Source organism: Thalassospira profundimaris (genome assembly GCF_003326795.1).
Lineage (GTDB): Bacteria > Pseudomonadota > Alphaproteobacteria > Rhodospirillales > Thalassospiraceae > Thalassospira > Thalassospira profundimaris_C.
On the sequence record NZ_JPWI01000006.1, the window covers coordinates 1 to 19,818 of the forward strand.

Here is a 19,818-nt window from a genome sequence, read left to right on the forward strand (position 1 = left end):
TGAGCGAGCAAAGCGAGCGCTAATCCTGCCCATACATCCAATCAGGTTTTTACTGTCCGAATACGTGACCATGCTGGAATGGCCAATGAGATAATCAGAATGGCCGTGAGCAGTCCCTGTGCCAGCAGGGTTTCCGTTACCGGGTAGAGACCGAAATACAACTGCAACCAGGGTGCATCCGGGAACCATGAGACCGGGGTGGCGGACATAATCGCGGCGGTTTGCAGGCCCCGGATGCCACTGCCGACGAGCATGATGCAAAGAATTGCCAAAAGAATCCCTGTTGTCCGGAAGAAGGTAGTTATCGGCAATTTCGTTTCCAGCCCCAGTATGGCGAAAGCTGCCACAAGGGACAAAGCTGTGCCAGTAAACAATCCGCCAAGAACCGGTAGTGTCGGCGCATCGATCAGCAATGCTTCATAAAACAAGACTGTCTCGAAGCCTTCGCGAAAGACAATCAGGAAAGCCAGCGAAAGCAGGGTGAACCAGCCAAGAAACTTCTGTTTGTCGCCTTTTCTTGCATCGGAGGTCAGCGCGACTTTGTGTTTAATCTCAGCCATCCAGTCGCCGACATAGGCTTTGCGGAAAATCCAGTGCGTCACATAGAAAAGCACGGCAGCTGCAACAAGGGCGGTTCCTCCTTCAAGGAGTTCGCGTTGCAAGGTGCTCATGGCAAACAATTTTCCGACGGCAAACCACAGAAGGAAAGATCCTGCCAGGGCCAGGGTGATGCCGAGCGTGATCGGCCATAACCATCCGTTCGGTCCTTTGGCTTTGACGCCATTTGATTTAAGTGCCCCGATCATGCAGGCAAGAATCAGGACAGCCTCGAGCCCTTCGCGCAACAAAATCGCAAGAGATTGAACGAAAGCACCAAGCGAGGACAATTGTGTGTCGAGGATGGTCGACGCCTCGGTAGTTTGTCGTTTCATCCGATCGACGGTGATTTTAAGGGGCTCCAGAGGGCCGTGATCAGCGATGAGTTTGCCCAAGCCTGGTTCCGTGATGCTGCCTTCCCAGAAATCTGATTCCAGTTTCAGGGCAAGAGAAGGCGAACGCGGGACAAGCCGTTGTTCAATATCGGGATCGAAAAAGGCATAGGCTTCCAGCCGTTTAAGCTCTGCCTCGGCCCAGTCGCCGGCTTGGGCAATCAGCAAAATCTCGTCAAACAGATCGGGAAGCAGCAGCAATGATGCCTTGTATCCGCCATTGGCCGTGTCACTGCCATAGGTGTCGGCAATGATTTCCTGCCCTTCGGTGGCAAGATTTCGGATTTGCTCAGGGTTTCCCTTGCTGCTGATCAGATATTTCATCTCGTCGAGAATAGTACCAAGCCGGTCGAAAGATCGGGGGTGGCGTTGTGAGAGGTCATGACCAAGATCGCCATAGATCATCTGGGCACGGTCACGGAAAAGCTGTGCTTCGAAATATTCAAACGGAATGGTGATTTCGCCGTCGCGAACACCTTTTTCATATTCAAGCGGGATCAGGTTCAAAAAGCGCGCCAGAAGCCGGACCCGTCGTTCGAGTTCATCCTGTGGCAGGCTGGTCGGGGCATAGGTCGCGAACAGATCCTGAAGATGTTGAAGGTTTGTCTCAAGCTCGTCGTCCCCGGATGCTGTGCGTAACCCGGTCATGATGTTGCTGATTTCAGTGCCCTTTTGCGGGCCAAGCCGTTCGGTAATATTACCTGCAAGAAGGCGGTGCAAGCCTTGGGCGCGGGCAATGGTTCCAGCCAGTTGGACGGTATAGTTCTGTGCAAGATGGGTTCGCGCATCGGCAAGCTCGCGTCGTAATTCGCTGGCATAAATGCCAAGTAACTCAGTCTTGATAATATCGCGGGTCTGAAGAGGGGAAAGACGACCGGCAAGTGCTTCGCGCATGGCAATACTGGCGGCAGTGTCGCGCGATGTGCGGGCATATTCACGGATATTCAGCCATTGTGATGCAGTTTCGACATCACCGGAATTCAGAAGATCAACAGTTCTTGCAAATGCACCATGGAGTATTGCCGTGCGGATGTCGGCATGGGCAGATGCCGCTTTGGCCGGGTTCCATGTTGAAACCGCGTTTGCGTAATCAATCAGTGCGTCGGAAACAGTGCGGGCCTGATCCGGAACAGCGATTTCAAAGGAGGCGGCAAGATGGTCGTTCCAAAGCGACTGAATTCTGGCCAGTTTGCCCGCCGCCTTTTCTTCCAGAGCATGATCAACAGGCCGATACATCATCCGGATCAGAGAGGCACTTGTGCTCTGTAATTCTTCGGCATCCTGCCAGGCAAGGTTTGGTTGAGCAAAACCGTTTGATAGCGGGGCTGCGATGATCACGAAGGTCAGTAAAGCCAATCGGAAAATACAGGGGGTCATGGCCGTGCCTTTTTATCTGCAGGAAGACTGAACGTTGCGCTGACAAGTTCGAAGGGAGGGACAATCAGGTCGGTCTTCAATGTGTTGAAGATAAATTCCTGGGTGGCGACCCGGTACCAGAGACGTGCGGTGATCTGGTAAGGGCCGGTGTTGTCACCGGAAAGCGCAACGTCATAGGTAACGATGTCTTCGCCTTTTGGGGGGACGCCTTTGCGCAAATGCGTTATCTCTGCGGTTATGAAAGTCAGATGATCGGGAATGCGATTGCCCGCACTGTCGCGAAAGTCTTCGCGCCAGATAACCGCGTCTGGATCGGTTTGCCCGCGTTCGGTATCGAAGCTGCCGGAATGATAGATCACCGAGCCGTCTGCGTCCGAAACCACAATTTCAAGCCACATATATTTCTGATCGATCACACCTGTTGGCAGGTTGTGACCAGCACCAAGATTCTGTACGGCGATGTCAAAAACGAGCCGGTTATCGGTAACGTGACTGCCTTTCAGGGCAAGTCCGGCAGCAGCGCGCAACAGGGCTGATGTTGCCGTTCCCTGTTTTTCAATCAGGCGAGTGTTTTGTTCTTTGGTTAGTCCTGGCAATATCCCGCCGCGTAACCATGTCAGGTTTGATCCAAGAGAGGTATCAAACATCAGGTAATTTGCCCCGACAAAGTTATGGGCATAGCGTTCAGGTTTGCGAATGTCCCCGTCGCGGATTTGTCGAACATAGGATGCCGGATCCGGCGCCATGTGACAGTCCTGACAAGTGATGTCATTTTGGGCGTACCAGCTGTCGCGCCATTCGACAAAGGTGCTTTGGACATGTTGTCTTGTTGTCGCCTTGGACATCGATTGATCATAGTTTTCGGTATGGCATCCGCCGCAGAAATCAGCGCTGGCAATCAGGGCATTGGTCTTGGCTGCACCAAAGGCACGGGCATGATCACGCGGTGCGGCAAGGATCATCGGGTTGGAGAGTTGATCGACACCGGTATTCACAGCTAGGGTAAGCGCCCCATTGCCTTCAAGAGGGTCGGCATGGGTAGCGGTATGGCACATGACGCAACTGATCCCTTCGGTCTCGGCGTCTGAAGGCATGACAGATTTGAAGCGATTGGTACGTCCTGCCAGAACTTCACCCGGTGCATGACATCCTTCGCAAAACCGTGCACGTTCGATCCCGTCACGGTGCAAGTTTTCATTGGCCTCTACAGCGCGTTCGTAAACTGTGTCGCGACCGGCTATGGCATGCAGCGACGGGGCCCACTCATCAAATTCCTTTTGATGACAGGTGGCACAGGTTGCGGCGGACTGAATTTTTGACGGATCGACAAGACGACCGTTATCGGTTTGCAGTCGCGACGGCCAGAAAGGCCGTTCTGCACCATTTTCATCCGGTCCAAAGGGCAACTGATAGAACGGGATATTGACAAGGTCGATGCCCGGTTCCGGCGCGGGAGGGCGTAGAAGATAAAGGGAAACGACAATCAGGATGCCAATGATACAGCCAGATATCAAAAGCGGGAGATTGGCTTTGAGTTGTCTTTTCATTTCTCCCCCCGGTTTGAATGCGGGGTCGGGTTGCACCAGTGCCGCAACCCCAGATGAATAACCAGACCGATCATGGCAGTGACGGCCCCCCATAAATGCAGAAAAGTCAGGAGATAGGTTGTTTCGAACTGCCAGAACCAGATTTTCCCGGTCAGGTAGATTGCAGGGGGCACGACCATCAGCCATCCGGTTGCGATGATCAGAATGTATTTTGCGATCAGCAACCAGCTCAGTCCGGTGAATATTTTGCGCTGACTTGTCGCGAGACCCTGTTTGATATGGCTCGCGACCCAGACAAGAAACAGGACAGTAAAAATCAGCCCGACAAATAGATGAAACAGCAAAACAGTTTCACCAGCGTTCCAGTTATGTCCGGCGAAGAATTCCAGATAAAGTCCGGTGCCAAGCAGGAGGGCAAAAAGATATGTCAGAACCTGCATCCGCGAGTTCGCGCGGATCAGGCTCATTACACCTGCACGTGCAGGAACGTACTGGACAGTTGAAAGCGGGAAAGTTGTGTTTTTTGTCGTCATGGCTGTTCTTGCTGGTCGTCAAGCCGGGCGGACTTCAATGTCCGCCGGCTTGATTGATGCGGGACAAATTAGCCGCGGATATTGACTTTGTTCTGGGCTGCGGCCTGCAGGATCATTGCGACAATCCGGTCGGCAATATCCTGGGCCTCGTTGCCCAGTGCATCGGCTTCTTCAATGCCGAATTTTTCACCGGACTTTTCGCGGGCATAGGTATCCTCAACCAGCGAAAGAAGTTCTTCGAAGCCTGATTTGATCCGGCTATCAAGGTCGGGATTATCAGCGGAAACAACTGGCGAGATGGCGTTGAAATACATTTTTTTGCACCCGCCCATGATCCCCTGAACATCGGCAAGGCGGCTTTGCGCGACAAAGGCACCGACTTCTCCGGTGATGAACTGGGATTCCTTCCACTCACCGAAATAGTCGCCAACTGTTGGTGTCATTGTCACAACCGAGGTAAAGGCATCGTCACGGTTCGGCTTCCAGACCGACATGTCGCTATGCAATTTTTTGGCCCAGTGCGTCAGGGCCTGTGCCGCACCAAGTCCGAGATTGGCATCAAAAAGCATTTCTCCCGGTGCTTGTTTGCCATCGTCATTGAGGTCTGCGACCAGCTTGATATGGCTTTCCTCCATGCCCCAGAACAGGGGTTCCGTGATGCCGTGGAAAAGGTTTCCCGGCCGGGAAAGCACGGTTCCGTCAGGGAGTGTCAGATCGTATTGGGCGATATCCTCGTTTTCGGTTCCGGGATTGCCAGCATCAAGGATCAGGTCATATTTTGCGGTTTCAGGGATCCCGGCAACGATACCTTCAATGGTTTCATACTGGTTGGATGCTTCTAGCCAGAGTGTTCGGATATTTTGTATCTGACCGGCCAGAACAGGGCCTTTGGCCTGCCAGGCAGCAGCATAGTTTCCATCATGTGATGCGATGATATCGGCATAGGCAGACACTGCATTTTCAAGCAAGCCTGCCTGCGAGATCAGTCGTTCATTATGATCAAGTGTAAACTGTTTGACATTCTCAAGGCCCCTGATTTCCGCATCATCAGTTGCAAAGGCATTGCCCGAGATTGCAAGACACGATGCCAGTGCGGCGGTCAGAAGAACGGGTTTCTTGAACATATTCCTACCTTTCAGATCAAAAAATGGCGGTTGCGGTAAAACAGACGGGGTTGCGAATACGGCCCGCCTGTTTCACCGAATAATCGGTGCGGGAATATTTGTGATAACAATTATCATTTGCGAAAAGAGGCGAACTTGATGCTGGTCAAGTCAAACTGGTCGGGCTTTTATCGCGCCAAGCGATTTGACGATGATCAAGTTCACGGGCTGGTGCTGGTGTCTTAATCCATCGGTTACCCGCATTGAGCGAAAGGTCACGGGGGTTGGATCAAGGTCCGTGGCCGTGGCCTTTTGCCTTTGGGGAATAGTGAGTTTTGCTAACGGAATGCGGTGAAAATCCGCAGCGGTCCCGCCGCTGTAACCGGTATGCTGCAAACAATGCCAGAGCGGCAGTCACTGAATGAGCAATCCATTCGGGAAGGCAGTTTGGAGCGTTCCGACCGGGAGCCAGAAGACGAGTAAAACACGTTTCAACAAGATTGTGTGCCGATGGAAAAGGTCATGGCAGAACTGCCGCAATCTTGCCTTTCCAGGAGAAGGTTGAATGTTGGAAACCCGTGCAAAGCACGAAAAGACAAATATTTCAGAGGGCATCCAGTCGCTTGATGATATCCGGGCGTTGCTCGGGTCATTGCCGATGGCCGATGAAGGGCCGGTGATCAAGGCACGGCAAAGGGACCTTGAACTGACAAAGCCGCGCGGCAGCCTGGGCAGACTTGAGGAAATTGTTTTCTGGTTGTGCCGGTGGCAACAAAGTGACGTTCCGCAAATGGATTACCCGCAAGTTTGTGTCTTTGCAGGAAACCATGGAATTGTGCAGCATGATGTTTCTGCTTTTCCACCGTCCGTCACGGCATTGATGGTTGATAACTTTGCAAAGGGCGGGGCCGCGATCAATCAGTTCAGTACGGAACTTGGGGCCGAGGTGACAGTGCGAGCCCTTGATCTGGACCGTCCGACCCGTGATTTCACCGTTGAAGCAGCGATGAGCGAAGATGAATGCGTTGATGCTTTTCGTATCGGCATGGAGGCAGTGAACCCGGATGCCTCGTTCCTGTGCCCGGGGGAAATGGGGATCGGGAATACAACATCTGCTGCGGCAATTTGCCATATCATGTGGGATGGTACGCCGGGCGACTGGGTAGGATCGGGAACAGGTATCAACCGCGATCAGTACAAGCGGAAGATCAATATCGTGAAGCAGGCAAAAGCCTGCCACGATATGTCGGTGAAAGATGGTCTGGACGTTTTGCGCTGTGTCGGAGGCCGGGAAATCGTTGCGATGGCCGGGGCGATTATCGCCGCCCGGCTGCTAAGCATTCCGGTTATGCTTGACGGGTTTATATGCAGTGCGGCAGCGGCCACACTGCATGAAACATCTTCCAAAAGCCTGATGCATTGCATGGTCGGGCATGGATCAGCGGAGCCGGGGCACAGGTTATTGCTGGACCGGATCAGAAAGCGTCCGTTGCTTGATCTTGACCTTCGTCTGGGCGAGGGCACCGGAGCCGTGCTTGCCGGGTTGATTGTCCGGGCTGCGGCACAGTGTCACAATAATATGGCAAGCTTCGGAGACATCGGGATTACTCGCGATACGCCATGTGAGAAGCAGGCTTAAAGGTATCAGGCCGACATCCTCTGGTCCGAAATATCGCCGGAGGATGTTGGCCTGAAAATATGTAAAGACGTTACGCCGCGTCCGTTAAAGATGTGCTTGACCGGGCTGCTTGGGCCGCCCGGTCCTTTCGGATCATGTTGCGCAAGCGCTGCATGACATCAAGGTTGTTATGTTCCATGGCTTGCAAGGACTGAAGGGCAAGATCAAGTTGCCCCTGACGATAAAAGCTCACGGCTTTGCGGGCATTGTCGTGGACTTGGCGATGCGGGATTTCAAGCGCCTTGAAATCAACCATATCGGCAAAAAGACCGTGGCCACTGCCATCGTAATACCACTGCCCCAATCGGCAGTCGGTTTCCGGCGGAAAGTCTGCTTCGGTTGCATCCGATAGCCCCATGAAAACCCGATAGACGGCAAGCTTGAGTTCAAGTTCTTCAAGGTTGGCTAGTTCTATTTCACTAAGAATGGCAGCCATCGACATTGCGGACTGTCCTTCGGTCGAAATATCAAGGATATGCTGGGTTCTTGTCAGAAGTGTATTGGCATCTGATTCCAGATCAGAAGCAGAGCCCGCATTGGTTTTCATGTCACGATCGGCACTATCGGCTTGTGACTGGATCTTACGAACCAGCTTGCCGATTTCCAAAGTTGCTTCGGTTGCGCGATTGGCCAATCCACGGACTTCGGTCGCGACAATCGCAAAGCCCTTTCCGGCTTCTCCGGCACGTGCGGCTTCGATGCTTGCATTGAATGCCAGGAGTTTGGTTTGACGCGACACATCATCAACCATCGAAAGAATAGAGCCGATTTGTCCGGCATTGTCATTTAGCGTGCTGATTTGTGCAGAGGCCGCACGGATGTGCTTGCTGATTTCTGTGATGTGCGATGACATGTTTTTCAGGCCGGTTTGGCTTTCACCGGATTGATGTCGGGCATCTTGATTGGCGCGACTGGTTTCAACCAGCAAGGCGGACAGGTCGGAAAAAGACTCGCGCACGGTAATCAGGGAGTCTCCAAAGGCAGCCAGATTTCCAAAAATGGATCGGGTGATCTTCTGTTCCTGCTCAAGCTCGGCGACACGCGCACGGAGAGCTTCCATTTCGTTTTCGCGGGAAAGGGAGGCCATATTGTTCTGGGTGGAAAGTGATTCGAACATAGCTGGTTTCCTTCGGTACATGTTCCGACATCTTTAAACATGTAAACAAAATACATGTTTAAAGATGTAATGTGAATACATGTTAAGGCATGGCAGCCTGTTTAAATTTGCAGGAACGCACTTATACGACGGGAAGCCGTGTTCCGCTTGAGGTGATCAGTGTCTCACACTGACGGCGAGGATTGAGAAAACAACGAGGATAATTGGGCTTGCGGCTTTAAAAGGTCCGCCAGACTGTAATTGTCGAGAGTTCGATAGAAGGCATTGCTTGCTTCCATCAAGGCATGTCGCAGGAAACAGGCACTTTCGATCCGGCATTCACCGTGATGTGCGGGGTCAAAGCAGGCGACAAGCGCCATGTCCTGTTCTGTATCCCGAACAATCTTGCCAATGCCAATTTCCGAAGGGACGCGACCGAGTCTCATGCCGCCGCCCTTGCCCCGAACGGTTTCAATCACCCCTGTGCGGGCCTGATGGTGAACGATCTTCATCAGATGATTGCGCGAAATTTCATAGGCATTGGCGATTTCATCAATCGTGACCAGACGATCCTGATGCAAGCCAAGATAGATCAGTACCCGCAGGGTGTAGTCGGTGAAGTGGGTCAGGCGCATGGCGAGCTCGATCCGTGTTCAGACGCAGATTTAAACATGTATATTCTACACTTCTTTTCTCGGCCAGCCAGCCCAATGCTGCGAAATTCAACGCGATAAAATGGTGTCCCCGTCGTGCAAGGTACGATCACAAAGGACTGGCGATCAAACCGTTCTACACCCTGTTTGGTCACATTCACCTGAAACCGGCAATTCTGCTCCGTTAGCTGTTCCCGCACATGCCCCCGCCAAATGGCGGGAATTTTTCGTTTGACGGCAATCAAGGAGCGAAATGCAGGCTTGGCAAATGATGCGAGAATGCCGTTTTGGGGACAGAGCGGCTTGGAACTGTCAATCGGAGTGAGGATTCGTTCAAATGTCGGAACGTCTGACAAAATCTGCCGCCCGAAACATCTTTTACGGCGGAACGATCTTCTTCCTGGTCATCTTTCTTGGACTGACCTTGCATAGCCACAACTATATCGTCAACGAGTCCAGCAATTCGGATCAGCTGACAGAATCTGTTGTAGCGGGCAAGCATATCTGGGAACGCAATTCCTGCATCAACTGCCACACCCTTCTGGGGGAAGGTGCCTATTATGCACCCGAACTTGGCAATGTCTGGGTGCGGTATGGCGGTAAGGATGATCCGGAAGGAGCGCGTGACATGCTCAAATCATGGATGCAGGCTCAGCCGTCAGGTATCGAGGGCCGTCGCCAGATGCCGCAATTCAACCTTTCAGATCAGGAACTGGAACAGCTTGTCGATTTCCTGAAATGGACCAGTGAAATCGATACGCAGAACTGGCCGCCTAACGAGGCGGGTTGACCGGTGCTGATGGAAACGAGGCTACAATGAAATATCAATCTCAAAAGGTTGCGCTATATTACATATATGGCGCACTGGCATTGTTCGCAGCCCAGATTCTGTTCGGTGTTGTTGCGGGCACTGTTTATGTTTTCCCCAATTTTCTGTCCGAATTGCTGCCGTTTAACGTCATCCGCATGATTCACACCAATGCGCTGATTGTGTGGCTGTTGATGGGGTATTTCGGCGCGGCATATTATTTGCTGCCCGAAGAATGCGAGACAGAGATTCACAGCCCCAAACTGGCGATTATCCAGTTCTGGCTGTTCATGATTGCAGCGGCCGCCGCTGTTGTCGGATATATCTTCGGCATCCACGAAGGCCGCGAGTTTCTTGAACAGCCGCTGCCGATCAAGGTCGGTATTGTCGTTGTGGCACTGATGTTCCTTTACAACACAACGATGACCTTGCTCAAAGGACGTAAAACAGCGGTTTCAAACGTCCTGATGATCGCATTGTGGTTTGTCGCATTGCTGTTCCTGTTTGCCTTCTACAACCCGTCCAACCTGGCCGTCGACAAGATGTACTGGTGGTATGTGGTGCATCTGTGGGTCGAAGGTGTCTGGGAACTGATCATGGCGTCAATCCTGGCCTTCCTGATGATCAAGATGACCGGTATCGACCGCGAAGTTGTTGAAAAATGGCTTTACGTCATGGTGTCTTTGACGCTGTTTACCGGCATCCTCGGGACCGGCCACCACTATTACTGGATCGGAACGCCGGGTTACTGGCAATGGATCGGTAATGTGTTTTCAACACTTGAGGTCGTGCCGTTCTTTGCCATGGTGATATTCTGTTTCTACATGGTGTGGAAAGGTGGCCGTGACCATCCGAACAAGGCTGCCCTGTTGTGGTCGCTTGGTTGTTCCGTGATGGCGTTTTTCGGGGCTGGCGTCTGGGGCTTCATGCATACCCTGTCGTCCATCAACTATTACACCCACGGTACACAGGTAACGGCAGCTCACGGGCATCTGGCCTTCTACGGGGCCTATGTGATGCTCAACCTTGCGATCTTTACCTATGCACTGCCGTATCTTCGCGGGCGTGAACCCTTTAACCAGCAGCTCAATATGTGGGGCTTCTGGATCACGACAAGCGGTATGGCATTCATGACCTTTACCCTGACTTTTGCCGGTGTTGTGCAAACTCATCTGCAACGCGTTCTGGGCATGAACTACATGGACGTTCAGGATCAGGTTGCCCTGTTTTATTGGATGCGTCTTGGGGCGGGTGTCGCGGTTCTGATTGGTGTTGTGCTGATCGTCTGGTCTTTGGTGGTGGTGCCCCGCGCATCTCGTGCCGCAACACGGATCAGCCAGCCGGCCGAATGACGGTAATCAAGTCAGAAAGACCTGGTTCGTGTTCTTTTAATTGGTGACACGCTGCTGGTAACGGCCGACCGGTTCTCGATGTCGGCCGTTACCTTTTTTGCCTTATCCAGTGCAGGAGCATTACGATGTCTACCGCTCTTAAACAGTCAACTCCCGAGGTTCCTGTTCCGTTTTACCAGCCGACCGGCAATGAAGAGCAGCTTTTTGAAGTTGCATGGCAACGCCATCTTCCTCTTCTGCTGAAGGGCCCGACAGGATGCGGAAAAACCCGATTTGTATCGCATATGGCCGCCAAGCTTGGCATGCCGCTTTATACCGTTTCCTGTCATGATGATTTGACCGCTGCCGACCTTACAGGCCGCTATCTGATCAAGGGGGGCGAAACTGTATGGGTGGATGGTCCCCTGACGCGTGCCGTGCGCAATGGCGGGATCTGCTATCTTGATGAGGTGGTCGAAGCGCGAAAAGATGTGACGGTCGTGCTCCACCCGCTAACCGATGATCGTCGTTTGCTGCCGCTTGATCGCACAGGTGAATTGCTTGAAGCGCCGGACAATTTCATGCTGGTTGTTTCCTATAACCCGGGATACCAGAATCTTCTCAAGCAGCTTAAACCTTCTACGCGGCAACGTTTTCTGGCCGTTGAGTTCAATTTCCCCGACCCCGATACCGAAGCCGATATCATTATGCGCGAAAGCGGAATTGATGCCGAAGGTGCGCGCATTCTTGTGCGTATAGCTGGCAATATCCGCAATCTGGCCGGGATTGACCTTGAAGAAGCCGCTTCGACAAGGTTGCTGGTCTATTGCGCAACATTGCTTAAAACCGGTGTTGCTTTCGATGATGCGATCCAGGCAGCGATTATCGAACCGTTGAGCGATGATCGTGACATTATAACCGGTCTGCGCGAAGCAATTGGCATCATCCGTGGCTGACCGCGGGAGGGTGTCATGAGCTTTGATTTTCTTGAATTCGAAGAACAGGTGGGGATGTTGTGGCACCGGATTGCCACGCGTCATCAGGAAAGCTACCGCGAATATCCGGAACAGGCAGTTCGCTTCGCCGATTTACGGTCATATCTGCCAGTCCTGTTTCGGACATTGGGTGGCGATCCGGCCCTTGAATTTTGTCAGATCGATAAGCGTGTTTCGACACACCGGCTAAGCTGGCGACAGCGGATCGGACTTGTCGATGAACAAATTGCCATGGCTGAAATGAACGAGAGCGCGGTAAAAATGCCGCCTGTCATTTCGTTGTTCTCCGACAGTTCGCTTAACCGCGATTTGTATGTCTGGCTGATGGCATGGTTTGCGGTTTCGGAGCCGCAACCTGCCGTGCAGGAAGATGCGTTCGCTGCTGATATCATGCGTCTTGTCCGCGCGATGCAAACAGACCGTGCCGTGCAAAAGAATTTCCCTGGCATTCTTGCCTTGCGCCAGCGGTTATTCGAGGCCTTTGCCGCGTTGCGGCCCGTCCGTCGTCTGCCGCCTGTTGAACAGCAGATCGAAGAATGCGTGCAAAACATCCTTGACCAGTCGGGACCTGAAAACACAAATCCTGTCTGGTCCCTGATTTTCGACTGTCAGCAAGATGCGCAGGATATTGGGAAAAAGATCAGAGAAGCGGGTCTTAAGCCGCTTCGTTATGCACCGTTCCTGCCGGTGCCCCTTTGGGGGGAGGCCGTTCATGTCGGTACATCAGGCAGAAATGGTGAGGCTGACGCTGACGATCCCGACGAACCCGCCCAGGATGGTGATCGGGAACGTAAAAAACAGGCCCGTCGGCGCAAGAATGATCAGGCCGGGCGGAATGACCCGCTTGCCCTGAACCGATTTGAAAAGATCCTTTCGATTGCCGAGATGGTCAATGTCAATCGGCCGATGGATGACGAAGAAGAACAGAATGCCAAGAAAGCGGCTGACGAACTTGAGGAAATGGAAATTTCCGATTGCAAGCGAAAGGCAGCGACCAAACTGCGTTTTGATCTTGATCTGCCACCGCGTGAAGCAGACGAAGGGCGCGTGATTGGCAAATGGACATATCCCGAATGGGATTACCGGCAACAATCTTACCGTCCGGATTTCTGCAATGTCATCATGCAGTCAGGTGACGAAAATGTCAGCGAGACCGACATCTGGCAGCCCGGAGAAACCGAACGACGCCAGATCCGTCAGGTGCGTCGCCAGTTTGAGGCCTTTCGTCCGCGCCATGAGGTGTTGCGCGCCCAGCTTGATGGTGGCGAACTTGATCTTGAAGCGGTCATTCGTGCGCAATGTGACCAGAAAGGCAATGGCGAGCTCAGCAACAGGATTTATCTTGATACCGTGCGGCGGGCCCGTGATCTTTCGGTCGCGGTTCTGATCGATGTTTCATTGTCGACAGATGCCTGGATACAGGACAATCGTGTTCTCGATGTTGAAAAGCAGGCCCTTTCGGTTTTGGCTGGCGGACTTGATGCCTGTGGTGATGATTTCGGGGTTTACAGTTTTACCTCGCGTCGGCGCGATTGGGTCCGGATCAACGCGATCAAGGATTTCAGCGAAGACTGGTCAGTCGAATGTCAGAACCGGATTCAAAGACTGCGTCCAGGGTATTACACCCGTCTGGGAACCGCGATACGGCATATGGGAAAATTGCTTGGTGAACGGCCTCACCAGCATCGCCTGATGCTGGTCATTACGGACGGCAAACCGAATGATATCGATCATTACGAGGGACGATACGGCATCGAGGACAGTCGCCGTGCAGTCCGCGAATGTCGACAGGCAGGGATTGGTCTGTTCGGGGTGACCGTGGACCGCAAGGCGCAGGACTATTTCCCCTATATCTTTGGCGTTGGCGGCCATGCGATTGTCGCCCGGCTTGAAAAGTTACCATCCGCATTGCCGCGCATCTATCGACAACTGGTGCGGTGATGATGCAGGGCGACATTCAAAAACAGCCCATCTTGAGTCTTGGAGACACAGAAACACCTGACGACGAAGCTTCCTGGGGCGGTCTCGAACACTTGCCTGGGCACCCGATCATGTGGGTATTGATCTTGTCCGAACTTGTCGTCTTCGGGGCATTTTTGCTGGTGTTTTCGGCAGTTCGAATTGGCGATCCTGCCGGATTTGCGCAGGATCAGTTGCAACTGGACAGATTGGCAGGCGGTATCAATACGTTGGTGCTGCTGACCAGTGGACTGTTTGCCGTCTTGGCAACCAAAGCAATCAATGAAGACAATCGGTCGGGGTGCAGGCTATGGCTGTTGGCAACGTCGATCTTCGGGGTGATTTTCCTGATTATCAAATTGATGGAATACACAGCCAAGTTCGATGCCGGGATCGGTTTGGAAAGCACGACATTTTTCACGCTTTATTTTCTGATTACCGGCTTTCATGCCCTGCATGTCGTTCTGGGGCTTGGCATTCTGGGGGTTGTTGCAATCTGGCCCAGCCGGATCAATGTCGAAACCGCCGCAGCATTCTGGCATATGGTCGATATGGTCTGGGTTCTGGTTTTCCCTGTGATCTATCTGGTGAGATGAGATGGCCGCGCAAGAAACCTGTTCAGAACTTGATGAAAATGATGCCGTTATGTCGGGAACAACCGAAACATCGTCCCGGATTGTTGTCAGGGTTTGGCTTGCGGCAAGTGCCATAACGATCCTGTCGCTCGTTCTGGGATTGACCGTTGATGGCGCAGTTCAACGGTCATTGGGACTGATCTCGGTCGGCTTTATTATGGCGGTTGGTTGTTGCAAGGCCTGGCTGATCTTGCGGTTCTATCTGGGGCTGGGACCAGCCGCAGGAAGCTGGCGCGGGTTATTCATGGCTTTTCTGATCGTCATTCTTGTTGGTGTTTTCGCAAGCCAGGGCATCATTGTTTTAATGATGCCCTGATATATTTACGTCGCTGCTGTTAGTGACTGGTGCCTTCGGAATAGGTGATCTTGTTAAACACGTTATATTTTCCGACCGGCTTTTTCATCGGGATGCGTTTGAGTTCGTTGAACGTGTCGGCATCGTAAACAATGACAGCCCCGTCATCATCCCAGATCGAAAGCAAGGCGTGTTTGCCGCTGCGATCAAATTCAACATGTGCGGCAACCTTGCCCGGTTCGGGACGCAATGTCTTGACGATTTCAAGGGTGCGTTTGTCGATGATATGGACGGCGTCCTTATCAGGACCAAAAAACACATCGACCCAGGCATAAGGCGTGTTTTCGTGACTGCGGGTAAAGAAGCCGGGACCAAGCGTTTCAATTGTCTTGATCGTTTCCCAGGTCGTCATGTCGATAACGCTGATTTTTGAATCCTTAAGGTGCGGGGTGGCAAGAACCTGTCGCCCCTGATATTCAAAGGTAATGCCCGATCCAAGATGGGGCATGCCTTCAAGGGCAATATTGGCAACCTTGCGCCCGACATTCAGGTTGACCACCTGTCCGTCCCGTCCATTGCGGGCCGCACCGATCAGATAACGATATTCCTGATCAAAGAAGAAATCGTCGAGCCCGTCGGCAAGTCTTATGCGTCGAACAGGAAATGGTCCGTGCTGCACATCAAGCGCTTCGACCATGTTTTCTTCGTAGTTGTGAACAAAGCCCGGATATACCGGCCGGGGAGAATCGGCATAGGAAATCTCCCAGACTTCAGGCAAATCTTTCAATGCAACGATAAAGCTTTGTCGCGGTGGTGCCGTATATACAGCCGATACGCGCGATGTTTTTCCACGATCGCCAGCAACCGGAATAAGTCGTAATGGTCGAAGGTCGTAAGCATCAAGCAGGATCAGACTGTGCGGTAGCATATTGCCGGCCATCAGGTAGCGGCCGTCACTGGAAACCGCAACATTTCGGGTGTTCAGACCAACACGAATTTCGGCAACCATTTGTAGAGAATAAAGGTCATACATCTGCACCCAGCCATCGCGGGAAGCCAGATAGACAAATCTTCCGTCCGGTGAATATTTCGCACCACCATGCAAGGCAAAGCGGGTCTGGAACCGGTCAAGCGGGCTGAAGCTGTCGCCGTCAAGTATGGTGACATGGTGATCCCCGGCTTCGACCACGGTGAACAGATTAAGCGGATCACTATTGAACTTTGGCTTGGCCGGTAATGTTGCCGGATCGACAAAAACTTCATGACTGGCCGCAATGTCGGCCATTTCCCAACCGGGTATCTTGGCAAGTGGTTGACGCAACCATTCACCTAAAAGGGTAATATCCGTTTGATCCAGAACGGTTTCGAACGCAGGCATCTGTGTTGCCGCGCGGCCCTTTGAGATAACGCCCTCAAGCGTTTTGCCACGCAGTTTTTCAAGACTCTCGGGCAAAAGTGCCGGTCCCATTCCGCCCAATCGGTCACCGTTATGGCAAACGGCGCAATGGGTGGCATAAAGTGCTTCGGCATCAGCCTTCTGGGATGGGGAAAAGGTTTCTTGGCCAAATGCAGGCATCGCGGCCACTGTGGTCAGGGCCGTGACCATGGCAAGCTTTCGCAGAAAGGTGCCAGACGGGGTTCTCATGATGCGTGCTCCACCTGACCGCGGCGTCTTGTTGCGGCAAACGGGACCGTTTCCAGTCGATCATGATGACCGGTAATGCCCAGTTCCGCATCGGCAAGATAGCAGCCGGGATCCTCAGCCCAGGGATCACCGGTAAGCTGATAGGCACGCGTTCGGGTGTTGCCGCCGCAAATGTCGCGATACTGGCACTCCCCGCAACGTCCCCCGACCGCGCGAGGCCGTTGTTTAAGCCCGGCCATCAATGGGTCGCTGATATCCTGCCAGATGTCGGAAAACGGCCGTTTGAGAACATTGCCAAGCGTATGCTGCCACCACATCGTATCGGGATGAACGTTTCCAAGATTGTCGATATTGGCAACATTCACACCTGATGCATTGCCACCCCAGCGGCGAAGCATCCGGGTGATGTGTTCGGATGCGCTGCTATAGTGCTGATCGATCCAGAATTTCAGGAAAACGCCATCAGCATCATTGTTACCAGTCACATAATCGCGTGCGATACCGGCTTTCAGGTCTGCCTCGCAACGGGCAAAGATCATCAACAGGGCGTCACGGGTCATGTTGTAAAATGCGTGATCCTTGCGGTTATGGTTACCGCGTCCCGCATAATTCAGATGAGAGAAATAGAATTTGTCGATCCGTTCGCGTTCAACCAGATCGAGAAGACCCGGCAAATCCTGATAGTTTTCTCGGGTCATGGTGAAACGGATGCCGACGGGCAGTTTGGCATCGCGGCACAGTTTTGCGCCCCGCAATGCGAGATCAAATCCACCGTCCAGACGCCGGAAATAGTCATGGGTTTCGTTCAACCCATCAAGGCTTATTCCGACATAATCATAATTGGCCTTGGCAATCTGATCGATGTTGGTTTCGTCAATCAGCGTGCCATTGCTTGACAGGGCGACATAGAACCCAAGTTCCTTGGCGTAGGCCGAAATATCGAAAATGTCAGGTCGCATCAAAGGTTCGCCACCAGACAGGATCAGAACAGGGACATTGAAATCGCGCAGATTTTCCATTGTTTTGAAAACCTGTGCGGTGGTCAGTTCCCCGGGGAAATCCTTATCCACGGCAGAGGCATAGCAATGCCGGCATGTCAGATTGCAACGTCTGATCAGGTTCCAGATTACGACTGGTCCCCGGTTGGCAAGCTGGGCATGTTTGCGGGAAGACGCAGGTACGGATCCGCCGTTTTCGGCAATCTCGATCGCGGCCCGGATATATTGGCTTACTCGCAGCATTTCCGCTCCTTGCTTTTGCGCCAGCGCAAGCCGGTCTTTTTCAGAATGCGACGGCTGTAAAGAATGCGGTGGTCATGAACGGTATCGCCCAGAATTTTGCGAATTTCCGCAACGTGGGCTTCGACGATGTCGCGTGATGTGCCATGAACCATGGCAAACAGATTAAACGGCCATTCCGGCAAATGCCGTGGCCGCCGATAGCAGTGGGACACGAAATCAAGAGCGCCGATGGTTTCACCCATCTCGTCGATCCTGTCGTCATCAATGTCCCAGACGCTCATGCCGTTAGCGCGGTAACCGAACTGATAGTGATTGGGGATGATGCCGATCCGCCGGATGACACCGATATCAAGCATGCGCTGCAGGCGTTGTTCGACTTCATCGGGACTTAAACCGATGCCAAGACCGATATCGCCATAGGGGGTCGAAGTGATCGGTAACCCCGACTGTGTCGCACGGATCAGGGCTTCGTCAATTTCGTCAAGTTCAGGAACTGGTACAGGGTTGTTCATTCCGGTACCTCCAGCTTGAGTTCAAGAAAATATTCTTGTTCCTTGGGAAAGTTCAAAACCTCCAACCCGGTTTCGCGAGAAATCTCGGCAAGAACATTAGCCAGTGCGATTTCATCGCTGGCCAGAACCACAAACCACATGTTCAGCCGATCATCGCGCTCGTAATTATGGGCAACTTCCTCAAAGGAATTGACCTGATCAGCAACCGCATCAAACCTTTCGGGCGGAACAGCCATTGCAGCAAGTGACACGGCCCCCCCAAGCTTTTCGGTGTTAAAAAGTGGTCCAAAGCGGCTGATATATCCTTTGGCAATCAGTTGCTGGACGCCTTCAATCAGGACATCTTCAGAATAGCCAAGGCGTTCGGCCAGAACTTGAAACGGGTGGGCGCAAATAGGAAAACCGCCTTGCAGATTGTTAAGCAAATCGCGTTCAAGCTGATCCATGTTGTCCTCCTGCCATGTTCTTTGCAGTAAAAGGCACAGCGCCATACTTACCTGCGCGCTGGGCAAAGCATCGTTTGCTGAACAGGACTTTCTGCGGCATGTCACAAAGATCGAGCCGCGCGGTCATGTGGCGGATTTGCGCACGAACAGTGTGTTTGTCCCGTCCGTGGATCATGCAATAAAGATTAAAGGGCCAAACCCCTGCCACGCGTTCACGCCGATAACACAAGGTGACATAAGGCAATCTTGCCATTGCTCGCCCGATATCTGCTGCCATCGGGTCGGGGACATCGAACACACACATCGCATTGGCCTGATATCCCAGTGCCCGGTGATGCAATATCATACCGAACCTGTTGATCAGGCCATTTTCAATCAGTTGATCCAGCGCGGAAATGACGCCTTCTTCTGTTATCCCCAACGTGTTGGCAATAACAGCATAGGGGTGCGGACAAATCGGCAGGCCGTTGCGCAGCTGTTCAATCAACCGGTGATGAAGTTCGGTCAGTTCCATTGCAAGTTAAAACCCAAATCAAGTCGGTAATGTTCAATCATCGGCATCAGATGAACCGTGTGACCTGTCTCGGCCTCGATGGCTTCGACTGTCCTGACAAGGTCATTCCGGGTGGCGCCGGTGATCACGAACCACAAATTGAGTTTATCTTCGCGTTCGTAATTGTGATTGATTTCGGTAAAGCGGCTGATTTTTTCGGCCACTTTTTCCAGTTCGGATTGCGGGACTTCCATTGCCGCAAGGGTGGATGCCCCGACCCGCCCCGTGGCATAAGTCGCCCCGATGCGGGCAAGATACCCCTTGTTTTTAAGATCCGCGAAGGCTGCCATAACGCTGCCTTCATCGCTGCCGATTTGTTCTGCGATTGTTGCAAACGGGCGTGATGTGGTTGGAAAACCGCGTTGAAAGGCTTCGATAAGTTGCTGTTGTGTCGGGGAAAGGCGTTCTTGCATCATGATCCT

Annotated in this window: 19 protein-coding genes and 1 riboswitch; of the genes, 7 read left to right on the forward strand and 12 right to left on the reverse strand. The window is 52.7% G+C overall.

From position 1 onward, the window contains the following. Window positions 1-41: 41 nt before the first annotated feature. From TH30_RS10525 to TH30_RS10535, 4 genes are all read right to left on the reverse strand, one after another. Window positions 42-2,366 carry an FTR1 family iron permease gene (locus TH30_RS10525; RefSeq protein ID WP_114098064.1) on the reverse strand — a complete coding sequence of 775 codons (2,325 nt, stop codon included), beginning with the start codon at window positions 2,364-2,366 and terminating at the stop codon, window positions 42-44. Beyond that, a complete protein-coding gene (locus TH30_RS10530; protein WP_181850228.1) occupies window positions 2,363-3,913 on the reverse strand; it encodes a multiheme c-type cytochrome in 1,551 nt (516 codons plus the stop codon). Before TH30_RS10530 ends, TH30_RS10525 begins: the two co-directional genes overlap by 4 nt. Then, window positions 3,910-4,446: a hypothetical protein gene (locus tag TH30_RS22095; RefSeq protein ID WP_181850230.1), complete on the reverse strand. Its 537-nt coding sequence runs from the start codon at window positions 4,444-4,446 to the stop codon at window positions 3,910-3,912. Before TH30_RS22095 ends, TH30_RS10530 begins: the two co-directional genes overlap by 4 nt. A 68-nt stretch (window positions 4,447-4,514) precedes the next feature. Next, window positions 4,515-5,570 (reverse strand): imelysin family protein, encoded by a 1,056-nt coding sequence (locus TH30_RS10535; protein WP_114098066.1) that lies wholly within the window; start codon window positions 5,568-5,570, stop codon window positions 4,515-4,517. Window positions 5,571-5,892: 322 nt separating this feature from the next. After that, window positions 5,893-6,026, forward strand: a riboswitch (cobalamin riboswitch). Between the two features lie 88 nt (window positions 6,027-6,114). Between TH30_RS10535 and cobT the strand changes: the two genes are divergently transcribed. Further along, window positions 6,115-7,188: a nicotinate-nucleotide--dimethylbenzimidazole phosphoribosyltransferase gene (gene cobT, locus TH30_RS10540; RefSeq protein WP_220150302.1), complete on the forward strand. Its 1,074-nt coding sequence runs from the start codon at window positions 6,115-6,117 to the stop codon at window positions 7,186-7,188. A gap of 70 nt (window positions 7,189-7,258) precedes the next feature. On the opposite strand, the gene TH30_RS10545 is transcribed toward cobT, so the two are convergent. Together TH30_RS10545 and TH30_RS10550 are read right to left on the reverse strand one after the other, a co-directional pair. Then, window positions 7,259-8,344, reverse strand: coding sequence for a methyl-accepting chemotaxis protein (locus tag TH30_RS10545; RefSeq protein ID WP_181850232.1), 1,086 nt, complete (start codon window positions 8,342-8,344; stop codon window positions 7,259-7,261). 164 nt (window positions 8,345-8,508) lie between these two features. Beyond that, a complete protein-coding gene (locus tag TH30_RS10550) occupies window positions 8,509-8,958 on the reverse strand; it encodes an RrF2 family transcriptional regulator (RefSeq protein WP_114098068.1) in 450 nt (149 codons plus the stop codon). Window positions 8,959-9,313: 355 nt separating this feature from the next. Here TH30_RS10550 and TH30_RS10555 point away from each other — a divergent pair, with 355 nt between their 5' ends. The 6 genes from TH30_RS10555 to TH30_RS10580 all read left to right on the forward strand — a co-directional run bounded on the left by TH30_RS10555 (window position 9,314) and on the right by TH30_RS10580 (window position 15,020). Then, the gene (locus TH30_RS10555) at window positions 9,314-9,766 is read left to right on the forward strand and encodes a c-type cytochrome (RefSeq protein ID WP_114098069.1); all 453 of its coding nucleotides are present in this window, start codon (window positions 9,314-9,316) and stop codon (window positions 9,764-9,766) included. Between the two features lie 26 nt (window positions 9,767-9,792). Continuing rightward, complete coding sequence (locus TH30_RS10560; RefSeq protein ID WP_114098070.1) at window positions 9,793-11,136, forward strand: cbb3-type cytochrome c oxidase subunit I; 1,344 nt, start codon at window positions 9,793-9,795, stop codon at window positions 11,134-11,136. 125 nt (window positions 11,137-11,261) lie between these two features. Beyond that, window positions 11,262-12,071 (forward strand): CbbQ/NirQ/NorQ/GpvN family protein, encoded by an 810-nt coding sequence (locus TH30_RS10565; protein ID WP_114098071.1) that lies wholly within the window; start codon window positions 11,262-11,264, stop codon window positions 12,069-12,071. 15 nt (window positions 12,072-12,086) lie between these two features. Continuing rightward, window positions 12,087-14,051, forward strand: coding sequence for a nitric oxide reductase activation protein NorD (locus TH30_RS10570; RefSeq protein WP_114098072.1), 1,965 nt, complete (start codon window positions 12,087-12,089; stop codon window positions 14,049-14,051). 110 nt (window positions 14,052-14,161) lie between these two features. Beyond that, window positions 14,162-14,665, forward strand: a complete 504-nt coding sequence (locus tag TH30_RS10575) for a cytochrome c oxidase subunit 3 (RefSeq protein ID WP_114098256.1) — start codon at window positions 14,162-14,164, stop codon at window positions 14,663-14,665. A 1-nt stretch (window position 14,666) separates the two neighbouring features. Beyond that, entirely contained in the window at window positions 14,667-15,020 is a 354-nt protein-coding gene (locus TH30_RS10580) for a cytochrome C oxidase subunit IV family protein (RefSeq protein ID WP_114098073.1), read from the forward strand. Window positions 15,021-15,039: 19 nt separating this feature from the next. Here the strand turns inward: TH30_RS10580 and TH30_RS10585 are convergent, their stop codons facing one another. The 6 genes from TH30_RS10585 to TH30_RS10610 are packed head-to-tail and all read right to left on the reverse strand — an operon-like array spanning window position 15,040 to window position 19,809. Then, entirely contained in the window at window positions 15,040-16,644 is a 1,605-nt protein-coding gene (locus TH30_RS10585) for a cytochrome D1 domain-containing protein (protein ID WP_309471219.1), read from the reverse strand. Further along, a complete protein-coding gene (nirJ, locus tag TH30_RS10590) occupies window positions 16,641-17,885 on the reverse strand; it encodes a heme d1 biosynthesis radical SAM protein NirJ (protein WP_114098074.1) in 1,245 nt (414 codons plus the stop codon). The genes TH30_RS10585 and nirJ overlap by 4 nt, the downstream gene beginning before the upstream one ends. Further along, window positions 17,873-18,397, reverse strand: coding sequence for a siroheme decarboxylase subunit beta (ahbB, locus tag TH30_RS10595; protein ID WP_114098075.1), 525 nt, complete (start codon window positions 18,395-18,397; stop codon window positions 17,873-17,875). Before ahbB (TH30_RS10595) ends, nirJ begins: the two co-directional genes overlap by 13 nt. Next, a complete protein-coding gene (locus TH30_RS10600) occupies window positions 18,394-18,843 on the reverse strand; it encodes an Lrp/AsnC family transcriptional regulator (protein ID WP_114098076.1) in 450 nt (149 codons plus the stop codon). Before TH30_RS10600 ends, ahbB (TH30_RS10595) begins: the two co-directional genes overlap by 4 nt. Further along, entirely contained in the window at window positions 18,830-19,357 is a 528-nt protein-coding gene (gene ahbB / locus TH30_RS10605; protein ID WP_181850234.1) for a siroheme decarboxylase subunit beta, read from the reverse strand. Before ahbB (TH30_RS10605) ends, TH30_RS10600 begins: the two co-directional genes overlap by 14 nt. Continuing rightward, a complete protein-coding gene (locus TH30_RS10610; protein WP_114098258.1) occupies window positions 19,348-19,809 on the reverse strand; it encodes an Lrp/AsnC family transcriptional regulator in 462 nt (153 codons plus the stop codon). The genes ahbB (TH30_RS10605) and TH30_RS10610 overlap by 10 nt, the downstream gene beginning before the upstream one ends. Between the last annotated feature and the right edge of the window lie 9 nt (window positions 19,810-19,818).

What these genes read in the sequence shown, in the direction of transcription:
- ahbB (WP_114098075.1), bottom strand. Translation starts at nt 18,397, where the DNA reads ATGAACAACCCTGTACCAGTTCCTGAACTTGACGAAATTGACGAAGCC.
- TH30_RS10565 (WP_114098071.1), top strand. Translation starts at nt 11,262, where the DNA reads ATGTCTACCGCTCTTAAACAGTCAACTCCCGAGGTTCCTGTTCCGTTT.
- TH30_RS10580 (WP_114098073.1), top strand. Translation starts at nt 14,667, where the DNA reads ATGGCCGCGCAAGAAACCTGTTCAGAACTTGATGAAAATGATGCCGTT.
- TH30_RS10545 (WP_181850232.1), bottom strand. Translation starts at nt 8,344, where the DNA reads ATGTTCGAATCACTTTCCACCCAGAACAATATGGCCTCCCTTTCCCGC.
- TH30_RS10575 (WP_114098256.1), top strand. Translation starts at nt 14,162, where the DNA reads ATGTGGGTATTGATCTTGTCCGAACTTGTCGTCTTCGGGGCATTTTTG.
- TH30_RS10600 (WP_114098076.1), bottom strand. Translation starts at nt 18,843, where the DNA reads ATGGATCAGCTTGAACGCGATTTGCTTAACAATCTGCAAGGCGGTTTT.
- TH30_RS10585 (WP_309471219.1), bottom strand. Translation starts at nt 16,644, where the DNA reads ATGAGAACCCCGTCTGGCACCTTTCTGCGAAAGCTTGCCATGGTCACG.
- TH30_RS10560 (WP_114098070.1), top strand. Translation starts at nt 9,793, where the DNA reads ATGAAATATCAATCTCAAAAGGTTGCGCTATATTACATATATGGCGCA.
- TH30_RS10550 (WP_114098068.1), bottom strand. Translation starts at nt 8,958, where the DNA reads ATGCGCCTGACCCACTTCACCGACTACACCCTGCGGGTACTGATCTAT.
- TH30_RS10555 (WP_114098069.1), top strand. Translation starts at nt 9,314, where the DNA reads ATGTCGGAACGTCTGACAAAATCTGCCGCCCGAAACATCTTTTACGGC.
- TH30_RS10610 (WP_114098258.1), bottom strand. Translation starts at nt 19,809, where the DNA reads ATGCAAGAACGCCTTTCCCCGACACAACAGCAACTTATCGAAGCCTTT.
- TH30_RS10525 (WP_114098064.1), bottom strand. Translation starts at nt 2,366, where the DNA reads ATGACCCCCTGTATTTTCCGATTGGCTTTACTGACCTTCGTGATCATC.
- nirJ (WP_114098074.1), bottom strand. Translation starts at nt 17,885, where the DNA reads ATGCTGCGAGTAAGCCAATATATCCGGGCCGCGATCGAGATTGCCGAA.
- ahbB (WP_181850234.1), bottom strand. Translation starts at nt 19,357, where the DNA reads ATGGAACTGACCGAACTTCATCACCGGTTGATTGAACAGCTGCGCAAC.
- cobT (WP_220150302.1), top strand. Translation starts at nt 6,115, where the DNA reads ATGTTGGAAACCCGTGCAAAGCACGAAAAGACAAATATTTCAGAGGGC.
- TH30_RS22095 (WP_181850230.1), bottom strand. Translation starts at nt 4,446, where the DNA reads ATGACGACAAAAAACACAACTTTCCCGCTTTCAACTGTCCAGTACGTT.
- TH30_RS10530 (WP_181850228.1), bottom strand. Translation starts at nt 3,913, where the DNA reads ATGAAAAGACAACTCAAAGCCAATCTCCCGCTTTTGATATCTGGCTGT.
- TH30_RS10535 (WP_114098066.1), bottom strand. Translation starts at nt 5,570, where the DNA reads ATGTTCAAGAAACCCGTTCTTCTGACCGCCGCACTGGCATCGTGTCTT.
- TH30_RS10570 (WP_114098072.1), top strand. Translation starts at nt 12,087, where the DNA reads ATGAGCTTTGATTTTCTTGAATTCGAAGAACAGGTGGGGATGTTGTGG.